Annotated in this window: 10 protein-coding genes; 1 reads left to right on the forward strand and 9 read right to left on the reverse strand. The window is 65.2% G+C overall.

Annotation, left to right across the window (positions count from 1 at the left end; genetic code table 11):
* Position 1: 1 nt before the first annotated feature.
* The 6 genes from H0S73_RS01985 to H0S73_RS02010 all read right to left on the reverse strand — a co-directional run bounded on the left by H0S73_RS01985 (position 2) and on the right by H0S73_RS02010 (position 8,386).
* A complete protein-coding gene (locus H0S73_RS01985; protein ID WP_181050584.1) occupies positions 2 to 871 on the reverse strand; it encodes an alpha/beta fold hydrolase in 870 nt (289 codons plus the stop codon).
* Positions 868 to 2,664, reverse strand: a complete 1,797-nt coding sequence (locus H0S73_RS01990) for a glucan ABC transporter ATP-binding protein/ permease (RefSeq protein WP_181050585.1) — start codon at positions 2,662 to 2,664, stop codon at positions 868 to 870. Before H0S73_RS01990 ends, H0S73_RS01985 begins: the two co-directional genes overlap by 4 nt.
* 122 nt (positions 2,665 to 2,786) lie before the next feature.
* Positions 2,787 to 4,754 carry an ABC transporter ATP-binding protein/permease gene (locus tag H0S73_RS01995; protein WP_181050586.1) on the reverse strand — a complete coding sequence of 656 codons (1,968 nt, stop codon included), beginning with the start codon at positions 4,752 to 4,754 and terminating at the stop codon, positions 2,787 to 2,789.
* 102 nt (positions 4,755 to 4,856) lie between these two features.
* Positions 4,857 to 5,354, reverse strand: coding sequence for a CAP domain-containing protein (locus H0S73_RS02000; RefSeq protein ID WP_181050587.1), 498 nt, complete (start codon positions 5,352 to 5,354; stop codon positions 4,857 to 4,859).
* Positions 5,351 to 7,864 carry a DUF3772 domain-containing protein gene (locus H0S73_RS02005; protein ID WP_181050588.1) on the reverse strand — a complete coding sequence of 838 codons (2,514 nt, stop codon included), beginning with the start codon at positions 7,862 to 7,864 and terminating at the stop codon, positions 5,351 to 5,353. Before H0S73_RS02005 ends, H0S73_RS02000 begins: the two co-directional genes overlap by 4 nt.
* A gap of 231 nt (positions 7,865 to 8,095) precedes the next feature.
* The gene (locus tag H0S73_RS02010) at positions 8,096 to 8,386 is read right to left on the reverse strand and encodes a hypothetical protein (RefSeq protein ID WP_181050589.1); all 291 of its coding nucleotides are present in this window, start codon (positions 8,384 to 8,386) and stop codon (positions 8,096 to 8,098) included.
* 320 nt (positions 8,387 to 8,706) lie between these two features.
* On the opposite strand from H0S73_RS02010, the gene H0S73_RS02015 reads away from it, so the two are divergent.
* Positions 8,707 to 11,457, forward strand: coding sequence for a glycoside hydrolase family 2 protein (locus H0S73_RS02015; protein WP_181050590.1), 2,751 nt, complete (start codon positions 8,707 to 8,709; stop codon positions 11,455 to 11,457).
* 71 nt (positions 11,458 to 11,528) lie between these two features.
* Here H0S73_RS02015 and H0S73_RS02020 read toward each other — a convergent pair whose 3' ends face one another.
* The 3 genes from H0S73_RS02020 to H0S73_RS02030 all read right to left on the reverse strand — a co-directional run bounded on the left by H0S73_RS02020 (position 11,529) and on the right by H0S73_RS02030 (position 16,045).
* Positions 11,529 to 13,700 carry a family 1 glycosylhydrolase gene (locus H0S73_RS02020; protein ID WP_181050591.1) on the reverse strand — a complete coding sequence of 724 codons (2,172 nt, stop codon included), beginning with the start codon at positions 13,698 to 13,700 and terminating at the stop codon, positions 11,529 to 11,531.
* A gap of 71 nt (positions 13,701 to 13,771) precedes the next feature.
* Entirely contained in the window at positions 13,772 to 14,926 is a 1,155-nt protein-coding gene (gene glf, locus H0S73_RS02025) for a UDP-galactopyranose mutase (RefSeq protein WP_181050592.1), read from the reverse strand.
* A 6-nt stretch (positions 14,927 to 14,932) separates the two neighbouring features.
* Positions 14,933 to 16,045: a glycosyltransferase gene (locus H0S73_RS02030; RefSeq protein ID WP_343058191.1), complete on the reverse strand. Its 1,113-nt coding sequence runs from the start codon at positions 16,043 to 16,045 to the stop codon at positions 14,933 to 14,935.
* Positions 16,046 to 16,048: the final 3 nt, after the last annotated feature.

Here is a 16,048-nt window from a genome sequence, read left to right on the forward strand (position 1 = left end):
ATCAAGTCTTCAGGAATCCCACCATCGCGGCATTCACGGCCTCCGGCTCCTCGTGCTGGACCCAGTGGGTGGCGGTCTCGATCCAGCGAACATCGCCATAACGACAAAGGGCAAGGCTCGCCTCCGCCAATCCCCGCTCCAGAAACCGGTCGCGCGTCCCCCAGATGACCAGCGTCGGCGCAGGGACCGTGGGATCCTTCATGTCGGGTTTGAACGGCAGCGCCCGATACCAGTTCAGCATGGTCGTGACCGCTCCGGGCCGCGCCCAGGCTTTCTCGTACTGCGCGAGATCCTCGGCGGAAAAAGTGCCGGGTCGGCTCGTGCGCCGGAGCGCGTCCTTGAGGCTGCGATAGCCGTTGGCCGAGAGCATGGCCTCGGGCAGAAACGGGATCTGGAAGAACCCCACATAGAGGCTTCGCAGCATCTGGCTCGGATGCGACCGCATATAGGATCCGGCAACGGCCGGATGGGGCGCGTTGAGCACGACGAGCCTGTCGACGCGGTCCGGGTAGCGCGAGGCCGTCCACCAGGCGACGAGACCGCCCCAATCATGGCCGACGACGGAGAACTTTTCGCGGCCGAGCGCATCCGCCAGACCCACCACATCCTTCGCCAGCCGGTCGAGATCGTAGGCGCGCCGGCCCTCGGGCTTGTCGCTGAGGCTGTAGCCGCGCTGGTCGGGCACGAGCACGCGAAAGCCCGCCTCCGCGAGTGGGCCGATCTGGTAGCGCCATCCCCACCAGAACTCGGGAAAGCCGTGGAGCAGGATGACGAGCGGCCCGTCCTCTCGCCCCGCCTCGACCGCATGGAGCGTGACGCCGTCGACTTGGCGGCGGATGCCCGAAGTGAGCGGGTCGAAAACCTGCGTCATGCGTGCGCCGACACTCTTACGCGCTTCGGCGGGGGTTCCTCGGCGGCCATGAACTGCGCCTTCGCAAGCTCCGCGAAGCGACCGCCCGTCGCCACCAGCTCGTCGAAGGTGCCGGTCTCGATCACGCGCCCCTGATCGAAGACGAGGATGCGGTTGGCGTTGCGGATGGTGGCGAGGCGATGGGCGATGACGAAGGTCGTGCGGCCCTTCATCACCTCGTCCAGGGCGAGCTGGAGCTTGCGCTCGGTCGCGGCGTCGAGCGCGCTCGTCGCCTCGTCGAGGATGAGGATCGGCGGGTTCTTCAGGAGCGCGCGGGCGATCGACAGGCGCTGGCGCTCGCCGCCCGAGAGGGAGCGCCCGCGTTCGCCGATGACCGTGTCGAGACCTTCCGACTGGCGCGAGATGAACTCGATGGCCTGGGCCCGCTCCAGCGCTTCGATCATCTCCGCGTCGGTAGCGTCGGGCCGCCCGACCTGCAGGTTCTCGCGGATGGTGCGGGCGAACAGCATCGGCTCCTGGAACACCACGCCGATGTTGCGCCGCAGGGACGAGAGCGTCACGTCGCGGATGTCGAGGTCGTCGATGCGGATGCAGCCCGATTGCGGATCGAAGGCGCGATGAAGCAGGCCCAGGGTGGTCGACTTGCCCGAGCCCGTGGCACCGACGAGCGCCACGTTCTCGCCGGACTGCACGGCAAACGACACGTCCTGCACGGCGGAGCGCTTGCCGTCATAGGAGAAGCTCACGTCGTCGAAGACCACGTCGCCGCGGAAGCGCTCCACATTCCTTGCGTTGGCACGGTCGTGGACGGCCGGGGTCGTGTCCAGGATCTCGAAGAATTCCTGCAGTTTCGGCGCCTGCATGAAGAGCTGATTGATGAAGCTCACCGCCTGCTCCAGACGGCCGATCAGCATGGTGGCCATGCTCATGAACATGACGACTTCACCGATGGTGGCAAGCCCGTTCAGGTGCAGCCAGGTGCCCATGAGGAAGATCGCCGTCACCGTGATCGTCGCCGAGGCGCGCGACGCGACGGAGGCCAGCGCCCACCAGGACAGCACCGGGTTCTGCGCCTGAAGCAATTGCTGAATGATCGTGCGCAGCGAACGGCTCTCGGCCTCGATGCGGGTGAACGACTGGATCACCGGCACGTTGCCGAGCGCATCGGAAGCATGCTCGGCAAGGCTCGAATGGTAGCGTTCCACCGTGCCCTGGAGGGTCTCGGTCTTGCGCAGCACGATGGCGGTGAGAAGCGCGAACACCGCCACGAGCGCAACGAGAAGGAGCCCCAGGCGCCAGTTCAGGAACACGGTGAGCGGCAGGAGGACGACGAGGGCGATGAGGGCCGAGAGATGCTCGCGGAAGAAGCCCAGCCAGAGCCACGACATGGCGCCGGAGCCTTCCAGCATGACCTTCAGCACCCGGCCCGAATGGGTCGAGGTGTGGAAGGCGAGCGGCAGCTCGAGCACATGCTCGAAATAGCTCGCCACCACGGAAAGCCGCCGGCGATGGGCAAGGCGGTCCGCATGAAGCGCCACGAGCGCGCCGGCCCCGATGGAGAACAATCCGAACGCCACCCAAGCGAGGATGAGCGGCATGAGAACGCCGAAGGTCACGGGCGACGAATTCGGGATCTGGGCCCGGGTGAGCACGTCGATGATGCGCCCGAACAGGATCGGCTCTGCGAAGGCCGAGATCGCAAGCGCGATGTTGGCCAGGGCCAGCAATGCACCGACCCTCATGTCGGATCCGAGCTGGCCGAGAACGCGGATATACAACCTGATCAGCCGCATGGGGATCTACCTGCGAACGTGACGTGGGGGCCTTCGCCTCCGGCCAAGAGTTTGTCCCTGACCAAGAGTTGCGCACTTCGCGCTGATTGAAAAGCCGGGACTGTCCGGGGCGGTTCCGCGGGTCATGCGCGGCTCCGGTCCGGCTTCAGTCTCCGGCGAAAGCGCCCGATCCATTTCGGCCCGAGCTTCGACGACGTGTCCCCCTTCTGCCGTGACCGGGGCCGGGCCAGGAGAATGGCCCCTTCCTTGGTCTTGCGGATGTGAAGGGTGCGGGTGTGGAACTCCTCCAGGCCGGGTCGATGGCCGATCGACAGGACGCTCGCGCCCTTCAGCTCGTTCTCGAACAGGGCCAGCATGGAAGCCTGGTTCTCCTCGTCGAGGGCGGAGGTCGCCTCGTCCATGAACACCCATTTGGGCCGGTGCAGCAGCACGCGGGCGAAGGCCACCCGCTGCTGCTGACCCAGCGACAGGCTGCGGTCCCAGCGCTCAGGCTTGTCGAGCATATCCACGAACTCGCCCAGGCCGCAGCGCTCGAGCGCTTCTCGCACGTCCGCATCGTCGAAGGTCTCGGGCGAGGCCGGGTAGCTGATGGCGGCCCGCAAGGTTCCCAAAGGCAGATAGGGCCGCTGCGGCAGGAACATCATCTCCTCCGCCTTGGGAATGCGGATCCGGCCGGATCCCCAGGGCCAGAGGCCGGAAATCGCGCGGAACAGCGTGCTCTTGCCGGCTCCCGATTCGCCCATGATCAGCACCCGCTCGCCAGGCTGGATCTCGGCCGTCGCATCCTCGATGAGGATGCTGCCGTCGTTGAGCGCGATGGAGACGCCCTCGAAGCTGAGCCAGCCCTTAGGATGAGGGCCCGTCTCGATCTTGCTGCTCTCGGCCGCGACTTCGTCGAGGTCGATGGCCGCCTGACGGAAGGTGGCGACGCGCAGGACCGCGGAGCGCCAATCGGCGATCTTCGGGAAGTTGTCGACGAAGTAGCGCAGGGCCGACTGCACCTGGTTGAAGGCGCCGACCACCATCATCATCTCGCCGAAGGACAGGCGTCCCGCGAAGTAATCCGGCGCGGCGGCCAGGATCGGCACCACGATGGCGAGCCAGCCGTAGCCGGAGGTGATCCAGGTCAGGCGGGCGAGGCCGCCGGAGAGGCGCCGGGATGCCTTGAGGACGGCCTCGACGAACTCGTCGAGGTTCCGGCGCTCGTCCGGCTCTCCGTTGTAGAGGGCGACGCTCTCGGCGCTCTCGTTCACGCGCACGAGCGCGAAGCGCAGCTCGGCCTCGCGGGCATAACGGAGCGTGTTCAGCCGGATCATCGGGCGGCCAACGAGCCAGGTGAGCCCGGAGCCGATCCCCGCATAGCCCACGGCCACCCAGACCATGTAGCCGGAGATCGTGATCTCGCGCCCGCCCAGGGTGAAGCTGACCGGACCGGACAGGGCCCACAGGACGCCGATGAAGCTCACGAGGAGCAGGAAGGCCTGCAGCATGCCGACCCCGAGCTCCGTGGAGAGTTCGGAAAAGAGGCGGCAATCCTCCTGCATGCGCTGGTCCGGCTGGGCGCCGTTCTCGCCCATGAAGCCCATCTGGTAGGCGCGGTTCGGCTTGAGCCAGATGTCGAGCAGCACCTGGGTCAGCCGCTGCCGGAGCCGGATCTTCAGGCGCTCCTGCAGCCAGGTTTGCGCCACCACGAGGGCGAGGAGCACGCCGACGATGACCACGAAGACCAGGAGCTGATGAAAGAACGCCGAGGTATCGCGCTTCTCGACCGCGTCGAAGAAGGCGCCGTTCCACTGGTTGAGCCGCACCTGCCCGAACATGTTGCCGACCAGGATGACGAGAATGGCCGCTCCGAGACGGAGCATGGGCCAACCCTTCCCTTTGCGGAGCATGTCGCGAAAGAGCTGGAACAGCTCCCGCAGGATGCTGGGGGTCATTTCAGGGGAATGAGGAGTTTCGGGATGATGGGACGCGGCGGTGGCGGCTTCCTTCGCCAAGGTGCTGCTTTGGCCGGGTCCGACCTCCTGCTCGCTCCCCACCGCAGGCGGCGGGGGGAGCTGCTTGCCCAGTTTGGGATCGAAATCCGGCATGTGACGAAACGCGTACTCGTTCAGCTTGAGAGTTCCTCAAGCTAAAGCGCGCTCACATCGGTTCGGTTCCGGAATGGCCCCGCTCCGGGGCGCGGCATGTGGTCAGCGCTTGTCGGCGGCGACTGCCATCACCCAATAGACCTTGTACTTGGAATTCGGCGTATAGGCCGTCGCGATCCCGATCCGGGTCGCCCGGGTATCGAGGAGGACGCGGTTGTGCTGCGGGCTCTCGCGCCAGCCGGAGAAGGCCTCGGCCAGGGTGTGGTAGCCGGCCGAGATGTTGGCGGCGGGCGCCGTGAACCCTCCCGAGACCAGGCGGGCCTTGAAGGCCTCCGCCGAGCCCGGCTTGTCGGCCCGGGCCATGGCATCCGCCGCCGCCTGGGCGGCCGCCTGCAGGTCGGGATCGAGGGTCAGGGGCCGCAGGCCGTTGTTGCCGCGATAGGCGCCGATCATGTCGCGCGCCATGGCGGCATCCACCCGGGCATCGGCGCTCGCCATGGAGACGTAGAAGCTCGGGGTCTGGCTTCGCTGGGCGGGCTTCTCGCTCTGGCAGCCGGCAAGAGCGAGGGCGGGGAGGATCAACGGGATGAGACGCTTCATGCGGGCGTCTTATCCTTGAGAAGGGTTAAGGTTTCGTCCTCTTTCTCGTCCGCTTTCGGGGCTTTGTCCTGCGGCTCCTCGTCCGGCTTGGGCGCCGGAGCCGGGGCGGGAACGCCGATGCCGGCCTTCCGGAGGCCGCGGAAGATATCGAAATAGATGTCGCTCGAGACGCGGCCTGCCGCATCGATATCGTCCACGAAGCAGACGAGGTCGAAGTCGATGGTGTTCTCCGTCACCTTCTTGAACAGCACCCGGGGCGCCGGTTCGCTCATCACCTCGCGGTGGGCGAGCGCGGCCTTGCGCATGATGTCCGCGACCTGGTCCGGATCGGACGCCCGAGGGACCGGAACCGAGACGAGCACGCGCCCCACGCGGTCGTTGCGCACGCGATTGCGCACGATGCCGGAAATCAGGTTCGAGTTCGGCACGATGATGGTCGAGCGGTCGAAGGCCTGGATCTCCGTCGAGCGCACGTTGATCCGGCGCACGTAGCCCTCCCCGTCGCCCACGACCACGAGGTCGCCGACGCGGATCGGGCGCTCCCAGAGCAGGATCAGGCCGGAGATGAAATTGTTGACGATGGATTGCAGGCCGAAACCGATACCGACCGACAGGGCGCCGGCCACGATGGTCACCCGCTCCAGGCTGAGGCCCAGATAGGTGAAGGCGAGCACGCCCGCGATGATGATGCCGACATAACCCGCCGCCGTGCTGATCGAGTTGCGCAGGCCCGCATCCAGGTCCGTCGCCGGCAGGAAGGTGTTGTTGAGCCAGCGCTGGACCATGCGCGTGACTGCGAAGCCGCCGGCGAACAAGGCGGCCGCGATCAGGATCGACGACAGGGAGATCGTGACGTCGCCGACGCTGAACCCGAAGAACATGGCCCTGAGGGAGCCGGTCACGTCGGTGGATTCGATGCCCCAGGGAGCCAGCACCAGCAGGAAGCCGATGACGATGAGGGCGAGCCGCGCGAAGCCGCTGCCGAGAACGCCGATCTGCTCCAGGGAGCGGCGGCGCAGGCCCGTATTGGCCTGGAGCGTGGTGGCAAGCCGCGTCTGCCCGCGCAAGGAGCCACCGATGAATTCATCCGCGAGCGCGATGCAGAGCCCGATCAGCGCGACCACGATGGTAATCCAGACCGCCTGATCGACCAGGAAGGAGGCCAGCGCCACATAGCCGCCGAGCACGCTGCCGACGATGAGCGCCGTCAGGAACCAGCCGAGGCTGCGCAGGGGGCCGCCGATATCCACGTCCTGCGACACGTAAGGCCCGAGACAGGCCTCGTCCTGGCTCTCGCGGGCCGCGAAACGCCGCAGGAGTTCGGCGAAGACAACGGCCCATGCCAGGGCGAAGATCGCCCGGGTCATGACGGTGATGGGCAGGGCGGCCGCGATGGCCGCGTTGAACGATTCGATCACCTTGCCGACGACCATGATGGTGGCCAGAGTGACGGAGAAGCTCATGATCCGCGCCGCGGAGGCGTCCCGGACCGGGATCAGGCGCCAGGAGGTATGATCCGGCGCCAGGATCGCATCGATCAGGGCGCGCACGAAGGCGATGAAGGCGAGGCCGCTCAGGATGGCCTTGCCGACCTGCTCGATTCGCGACGGGACGATATCGACGGAATCGAAGGCCACCCAGACGATCCAGCTGCCCGCGATGGCCGGGACCGCGCCCAGGATCAGAACGCCGAGCGCGGCCAGGAGGCGGCTGCGGCGCGCCGGGTCGGTGATGGCGGGATCGCGCCTGACCAGGCGCGGCGCGATGGAGTGCCGCCCCACATAAAGGGCAATGGCCGCGCCGATGGCCAATCCCATGAGGAGCAGGACGCCGAGCGAGGTGGTGCGCTGGAGCTGCTCCAGGGCATCTCCCATGACGATTCCGAGCGACCGCAGCTCCCGTGGAACGGCCTGGACCACATTCATCCAGAGGCTGGGGCTGATGAGTCCGTCGCTCTGCTCGAACAGGGCGCGGGTGAAGCCCGCCCGGCGCAGGTCGCCGATCTGGGTGCTCAGCTGCTCGGCCTGGACGAGCAGGGCGCGGCCGAGCCGCTGGGTTTCGTCGAGTTCCGCAACGGCGGCCTCCCGCTCCGCGCGGTCCCGGGCGACGTCTGCGCTCTCCTCCGGCTGCCCCTTCTCCGGCTTCGGCCCGAGCTGGCTCAGCCGCTGCTTGCTGGCCTCGAGCTTCGGAGCCTGCTCCTCGATGACGGCGCGGATCTCGGCGATGATCGGTTCGAGCTGCTGGCGGATGTTCTGCAGATCCGCGTCGGGCATGACCCGGCCCTGGACCGCCGCCTCCTTCTGCTCGAGATCGGCCTTGAAGCCGTCGAGCTTGGCGCGGGCGGCTTTCGTCTCGGGCGAGACCGGCGCGGGGGCCGGGGCCGCCTTGGGCTGGGGCGCGGCCTGTGCCTGGGGTTGGGTATTGGGAGAGGTCTGAGCCTGCTGCGCGGAGGACGCGCCGCCCGCCGCCATGCTCAACACGATCACAGCGGCCCGGAAGAGCCCCTTCATGCCAATACTCGTCATTCAGTCCAACCCCGTCGCATTCTCATGAGTGCATCGTCCCGCGCGAACCGGAGGTCCACGCAGGCGATAAGACCGGCACATCTTCGCAGCAGGATGCGTCAGCGGGCCGGTTCTTTGCGAATCATTACGGCGAAAAGTCGCCGCCCCGCCGACGAAGCGCAACAAAAAAGCCGGGAGAGGACGAGCACCTCTCCCGGCTTCCGTAAGGGAACTTGATTATGGCTTCGGCGCTTCGTTGGCCGAAGGCTGCGCGCCCGGGGCCGGATAGGCCGGATTGGCGGGCGACGTCCGATCGGTGGGGTTGGCGTTGGACGAGCCGGTCGTCGAGCCTGTCACATTGGCGCGGGCCGCATCGGTTCCCGGATCGTCGGGGGACGTGGAGCCCGCCCAGATGAGATAACCGGAAACAGCCACGGCGAGGAGCAGGAGCGAACCGATCAGGACACCCAGAACTGGGCGGCCTGATCCTCCCTGCCGGGCGCGATCGTCGGGAATCTGTTGAGCCATCTGTAGCCTCTTTGAGAAACAGGGTGTTGGGCGAGCAGCGAGGCTCGGCATTATCAGGGCAACGCGAGATGGCAGAGCCGGTTCCTGTCCCGACTGGCGGATCGAAGCGGCCGGGCCGGTCATGTCCTGGGATCCAATGAAGCTTTTCTCCGTTGTTCGAGACGGACCACGAACCACGGTCAGAGACGAGGGGCGATGGAGCGAGCAAGGCTCGGTGACGCGCGATGTCGCAGGCGGGATACCTTCCCGCGTGCCCTGCCTTCAGTCATGTTTTCGCCGCTTTCGAAACCCTTGGGTAATCTCTGATTCAAGGAGATGTCATGCAGGACAATCGCATCAGTCTGGATGGGACTTGGGAATTTTTGCACGTGGCCGACGACCGTCTGTCGGGCCCTGCGGAGGTTCGCCAGATCACCGTGCCCAGTCCATGGCAGGCTCAGTTCGCGGACCTGCGCATGCGTGCCGGCATCGGCATCTATCGCAAGACGATCGAGATCGAAGAGGCTTGGCTGCACGACAGCGTCTGGATCCGCTTCGGCGCCGTGTTTCACAACACCAAGGTGTTCATCAACGGTGAGGTGGTGGGCCACAACGAGGGCGGGTTCCTGCCCTTCTCGTTCGACGTGACGCCGTATCTCAAGCCCGGACCCAACGAGATCAAGGTCCGCGTCGACAGCCCGACCGACAACCCGGCCGAGTTCCCGGATTCGCCCTTCGCCGAAATCCCGTTCGGCAAGCAGAGCTGGTACGGCCCTCTGTCGGGCATCTGGCAGCCGGTGTATTTCGAGCGTCGCATTCCCGACCACATGAATCGCGTCCGCCTCGTGCCCAACCTGACCACGGGACGGGTGAGCTCCGGCGTGTTCTTCGCGCGTCCGCTGACCGACGCAACCCGGATCCGCATCGAGGTCACCGACCCCTCCGGCGATGTCGTGCTCGACGAGATGCACGAGACGCAGGTGGGCGTCACGTCCATGCCCTTCGAGTTCACCATCGGCGACGTGCGCGCCTGGTCTCCGGACCATCCCAACCTCTACCGTGTCCGCCTCGAGTTCATCCGCAACGGCGAGGTGAAGGACGAGATCGCGGACAATTTCGGATTCCGCTCCATCGAAACGCGCAACGGCAAATTCTATCTCAACGGCGAGCCGCTCTACCTGCGCTCCGCTCTCGACCAGGACTACTATCCGGACACGATCTGCACCGTGCCGTCCGTGGAGTTCCTGGAAGATCAGTTCCGCAAGGCCAAGGAGCTCGGCCTCAACTGCCTGCGCTGCCACATCAAGGCGGCCGATCCGCGCTACTACGAGGTGGCGGACCGGATGGGCATGCTCATCTGGACCGAGCTGCCGAACGGCGGCATGGCCACGGACCGCTCCCGCGGGCGCAAGGAAAAGCTGCTGAAGGGCATCGTCGACCGCGACGGGAACCATCCCTCCATCGTGATCTGGACGATCATCAACGAGAACTGGGGCGTCGACCTCGTCAACGACGCGGATCACCGCGACTGGCTCAAACGCACCTTCGCCTGGCTGAAGGCCTACGATCCGACGCGCCTCGTGGTCGACAACTCGCCGCTCGCGCCGAGCTTCCACGTGGAATCCGACATCGCGGATTATCACTTCTATGCCGCTTATCCCGATCACCGCGCGGCGTGGGACCAGTTCGTCGACGAGCTCTCGGGCCGGGCCTCCTGGCTCTACTCGCCTCACGGCGATGCGGTCATCACCGGGCGCGAGCCGCTGATGTGCTCGGAGTTCGGCAATTGGGGCCTGCCCTATCCGAAGGACCTGCGCGACGCCAAGGGCGAGGAGCCCTGGTGGTTCGAGACAGGGCACGATTGGGGCGAGGGCGTGATGTATGCCCACGGCGTCGAGAACCGCTTCTCGGACTGGAGCCTCGACCGTGTCTTCGGCGACCTGCGCCGCTTCGTCATCGCGGCCCAGTGGCAGCAGTTCCGCGCCTTGAAATACGAAATCGAATCCATGCGCCGGAAACCGAACCTCGCCGGCTACGTCATCACCGAACTGCACGATTGCCATTGGGAATCCAACGGCCTGCTCGACATGCGCCGGAACCCGCGCGTGTTCCACGAGCTGTTCCACATCGTCAATTCGGACACGGTGATCGTGCCGAAATGGGAGCGCGCATCCTATTGGGCGGGAGAGACGGCCTCCCTGGGCCTCGCCATCGCCCACGGGGCCGGGCCGGTTCTGGAGAACTGCAAGCTGGAGATCACACTCTGCGGCGAGAGCCAGGTGATCGACCTGCCGCGCCTCGAGGCCCCGGACCTGCTCGATCTCGGCCGCATCGAGATCCGCCTGCCGGAGATGGACGAGCCTTCGCTGCGGCGCATCGGCCTGGACCTGCGCACGGCGGACGGACGCGTCGTCGCGCATAACCACCACGACATCGCGATCCATCCCAAGCGCACGCGGCCGGTTCATGCCCGCGAGCTGGTGTGGTCGCCGGACGAGGACATTCGCGAGCGCTTCCGGGCTCTGGGCTACACCATGGCCCGCGCTTTCGAGGAATCGACCCTGATCGTATCGCGCACGCACAACAAGGCCATTGCGGATCACGTGCGCGCAGGCGCCAAGCTTCTGCTCCTGCCGGAAGAGGACATGACTCTCTACCCGTTCTTCCCGCACTGGCAGGCCGTGCGGGTGCAGGCTCGCGCCGGCACTCTCTGGTCGGGCGATTGGGCGTCGTCCTTCGGCTGGCTGCGGCGCTCGGGCCATTTCGCCCGCTTCCCGTCGGGCCCGCTGCTCGACGAGACGATGGACCGGGTGCTGCCGGATTACGTGATCGCCAATTGCAACCTGCTCGATTTCCAGGCCCGCGTGTTCTCCGGCCTCGTGGTCGGCTGGATCCACAAGCCGGTCGCGCTCGGCGTCGAACGCTCCTACGGCCGCGGCCGCCTGGTGGCCTCGACCCTGCGCCTGTTCCGGGACGAGCCCCTCGCCGACCCGACCGCCACGGTGCTGACCGATGCCCTGGTCGAGCTGGCCGTGGAATCCCGCGCCGCACGCCTCGAGGAAGCAGTCCGGGCGGCGGAGGCTGCGGCTTAGCGCATCACATCACACATCGAAAAGGCGGCCAGAGCATTCTGGCCGCCTTTTTTGTTGCCGTTGTCTGGATTTTACTCTGCGGCGATCTTCATCGCGTCGTCGGACCATTCCACTTCGCTGTCGATGAAGAACCGGTCGAGAGCGCCGTCGAGGCGCGGCATGAGGATGCCGCGTTCCGTGAAGAGGGCCGTGTTGAGGGCCGGAAGATCGCCCGTATCCATCACGAGGCCCGGATCGAAGCCAGCGCGTTCCGCCGCCATGACGGCGAGATGGCGCCAGGAGGTTTCGCCGATATTGGCCATATGCCAAATGCCCGTGCCGCCGTCGATCAGGAGATCGAGCGAGGTGTTCACGAGGTCCGGTACATAGGTGGGCGACACCACGTCGAGGCTTGCCTTCACGCCCTCGCCCTTGCTGAGGGCATTCAGGATCGACCAGACGAAGTTGTAGCGGTCCCACGGGCTGAAGAAGGCGCTCGTGCGCAGGACGAGAGCCTTGTCGTGCGCTGCCAGAACTCTGCGCTCCGCCTCGGCTTTGCTCTCGCCGTAGACGGTCGTGGGATTGACCTCATCGCTCTCCACGTAGGGCCGTCCCAGCGTTCCGTCGAACACGAGATCGGACGAGAAGGTCACGAGGGGGATGTCGAGATCCGCGCAGGCCCGCGCCAGCACCTCCGCCCCGGTGGCGTTCTCTCGGAAGCAGGCCTGCCTGTCGTTTTCGGCTTCCACCACGCGCACATACCCGGCCGTGTTGATCACGGCCCAGGGGCGATGGCACGCGAGGGCCTCGGCGACGCTCTTCGGATCGGCGATGTCCATGTCCTGGCGCGAGAGCAGCACATGGTTGAGACCGCGGAAATCGCACAGGCGGGAATAGGCGCGGCCGAGCGTTCCCGTGGCCCCCGTGATCAGGAGCTGCCGCGGGACATCAGCGAGCCAGCAGGATTTCGATTGCCGCGCGGGCGGCTTGTAGAACCGGATGTCGCGCTTCCACCAGCCGGCTCGGTCGAGCACCGGATGATCGAAGGTGCCGGTCGTGGCAAGTGCTTGTGCCGCATGGGCAAGCGCCGTGCGGCGCGGACGGGGAGCGCGCACATCGAAAGGGCCCGGCTCGTAGAAGGCGTCGCGGCGCGTCAGCAGGCTGTTCCAGTCGACGGCGCCGTAAAGAGACCAGATTGTCACGGCCCGGATATCGGCGCCCTCGTCGCGCAGGGTGTTGACGTCGTTCCAGACTTCCATGAGCCAGCGCAGCTGATCGTCACGGGAGCTGCCGTGATGCACCTCCGTGACCGCGATGGGGCGCCTGTAGCGTTCCCACACCTCGCGCAGGCGGGCGGCCGGTCCTAGATCGGACGATGGCAAAGGCATGCGGACGGCTTCGGCATCCGCATATCGATGCCGGCCGTTTCCGCCCCAATGATGCTCGGGATAACGGGCCATGCGCTCGTCGAGATAACGCTCGCTCGTCAGGTAATGATTGATGCCGATGATGTCGGGCGCGGCATCCGCTTCGAGAAAAAGCTCAAGATCGGCCTGCGCGACGCCATTGTCCAGAAAGATCCGCCACCAGGGATGATTCCGGTCGACCATGCCGCAGAGAAGGTCGAAGCCCAGGAACCGGCGCTGGTTCTCGTGCTCGGCCTGATAGGCAAGGGCCGGTGTCGAAAAGGTCTTGCCCATGTCGTCCGTCTGCACGAGCTGCGCATCCGGCCGGATCTTGCGGATCTCGCGCATGGACAGGACGGTGGCCTTGCACTCGTTGACGAGGATCTTGAGGAAAGCCTCGTAGTTCGTGCCGTGCGGATACCAATGTCCGTACAGACCCGAGAACCGCGCGGTCGTGAGCGGCTCGTTGACGGGTGTATAGAGCTCGAGATGCGGATAGCGCCGGGCCACGTTGGCGGCATGGCGCGCCAGCAGCTCCGGCCAGGCGGGATCGAGCATGTAGGTGTAGTGCGGGCCGCTGCCATGATGGCACAGGCCCGCAATGGCACGGATATCGAGCTTCCGGAGATGCGTCAGACGTTCGTCGTGCCATGAAAAGTCCGTGCGGTCCGGGCTTTCGGGAGAGATCCTCTCCCAGAGCACCGGGTAGCGCAACGTGCGGATCCCGAGTTCGGCAATGCGGTCGAGATCCGCGATTCGGTCGTGATGACCCGTCTCCAGGTTTTGATCGCGGTAATCGTCCCCGATTCTCGCGACAGTGCATTCCAGGCCGCCCCAGAGTTCAAGCGGTCGATTCATCATACACTCCGAGCTATGACTAAAAGGCACTCAACAACTATGCTTAGCGCGGATTGTTCGATGCATTTCGACTAGGAGACCATAGCGGCTGAATTCGGCACGACTTTCACTGAACTGGTATCGGCGCCGACCGGCAGGGACTCGTTGATGCGCCGGAAGGTGGCGAGAGCCTGACCGACGATCTGGTCCATGTTGTAATAGCGGTAGGTCGCCAGCCGGCCGACGAACCACACGTCGGGCGTCGCCAGGGCCAGACGCTCGTATTTCTTGAAGAGCTCCTGGTTCTCCGCCTTCGGGATCGGGTAGTAGGGGTCTCCTTCAGCGGACGGGTACTCGTATGTGAGCGCCGTCTTGGCATGGTCCTGACCGGTGAGATGCTTGTACTCCGTGACGCGGGTGTAATCGTGCGTCTGCGGGTAGTTCACGACGCCCACGGGCTGGTGCCATGTCTTGTCGAGGGTGACATGCTCGAAGCGCAGCGAGCGATAGGGCAGCTTGCCGAACTGGAAATTGAAGTACTCGTCGATCGGACCCGTATAGATGACGCGGCGATGGGGGACGACGTGCTTGACGTCGTCGTAGTCTGTCTGTGTCATCACATGGATGTTGGGATGCCTCACCATCTTCTCGAACATCCGGGTGTAGCCATGCTTGGGCATGAACTGGAATTCGTCCGTGAAGTAACGGTCGTCCCGGTTCGTGCGCGTCGGCACCCGTGAAGTCACCGACTTGTCGAGCTCCGACGGGTCGAGACCCCATTGCTTGCGCGTATAGCCGCGGAAGAACTTCTCGTAGAGTTCACGTCCGACAACGGAGACCACCACGTCTTCGGAAGTCCTGATCTCGCCGTTCTTCTCCGCCCGCTCCGCGAACCAGTCCTGCAGCTGCTCGGACGTGAGGTTCAGTCCGTAGAGCTTGTTGACCGTATCGAGATTGATCGGAATCGGCACGAGCATGTCGTCCACTTCGGCCAGAACCCGATGCTCGTAGAAGCGCCATTCCGTGAAGCGGGACAGATGGTCGAAGATCTGCTTGGAATTGGTGTGGAAGATATGCGGCCCGTATTGGTGGATAAGCAGGCCGTCATCGTCGTATCGGTCATAGGCATTGCCACCGATGTGATTGCGACGATCGATCAGAAGGACGCGCTCGTTGCGCTCCGTGGCCAGGCGCTCCGCCAGAACGCTGCCCGCAAAGCCAGCGCCGACAATCAACCAATCATACATTCCAGATCACTCCGCAGGCGTGGTGGCATAGACGGGAAGGGACGAGGCGGGACGGTCGCTCGCGGTGTCGCCGGTGACATCCAGCATCAGCTTGTGCATGGAAGTCCAGGTCTTGTCCCAAGATCCGGCCGCCAGGTGACGATCGACCTTCGCGAGCCATGCATCCTTCGGTCGAGAAAGGATCGTCTCGACCTTGGCGACCACCTCGGCGGCGTCCTTGGCGATTTCGACGAGACCCTTGTCGCCGTAAGGCCGCACCACGTCTGTGATCGGCGTTGAGACGACCGGCACGCCGGCCGCCAGGAACTCCGGAGTCTTCGTCGGGCTGATGAACTTCGTCGCCTCGTTCAAGGCGAAGTTCATGAAGCCCACATCCCAGCCCGACAGGTACTGCGGCAGTTCATTGTAGGACTTGCCACCGAGCCAATGGACGTTGGGCCGCTGCGGCAACGTGGATGGATCGATCTTCACGACCGGACCGATCATCACGAACTGCCAGTCGGGCCGCAGGTCGGCGACCTCCGCCAGGAGGTCGATGTCCATGCGCTCGTCGACGACACCGAAGAAGCCAAGGCGGACATGCGGGATCTTCACCTGATCGTCGGGATCCTTGTCGATGGAGCGCGCCTGGGAAAAATGGTTGAAGTCGATGGAGGACGGAAATCCGTGAACGCTGCGGTGGCGATGGCGCTTGGCCTCGTAGAGGCTCATCCCGCCCGTGAAGACCAGGTCGCATCGGGCGAAGAGAGCGTTCTCCAGATCGAGCAGTTCCTGCGATGCGCCCCGGAAAAGCGAAAGCTCGTCCATGTTGTCGTAGACGCAGAGGTCGCATTCGAGATCGCTGGTGAAGGCCATCGCCATCGGCGTGTAGTACCAGAACACGCGCGGACCGGCGGCCTCGCGACCGATCAGTTCTTCGATCAGGTCGTGCTGCTCGGCAAGAATATCTTCATGCGACAGACCTTCGGGCAGAACCGGTACGGCGATGGTGACGCCCTGCGGCCGGTCGCTTACATCCATATGAGGCGTTGCACCCGCCGTGAAGACCGGTTCCTCGATGATCAGAACGTCGTAATGCTTGACGGCCCGGCTGAGGAGATGCTGCGGTCGCTGCCACACGAA

The organism is Microvirga mediterraneensis (assembly GCF_013520865.1).
In the GTDB taxonomy this organism is placed as follows: domain Bacteria; phylum Pseudomonadota; class Alphaproteobacteria; order Rhizobiales; family Beijerinckiaceae; genus Microvirga; species Microvirga mediterraneensis.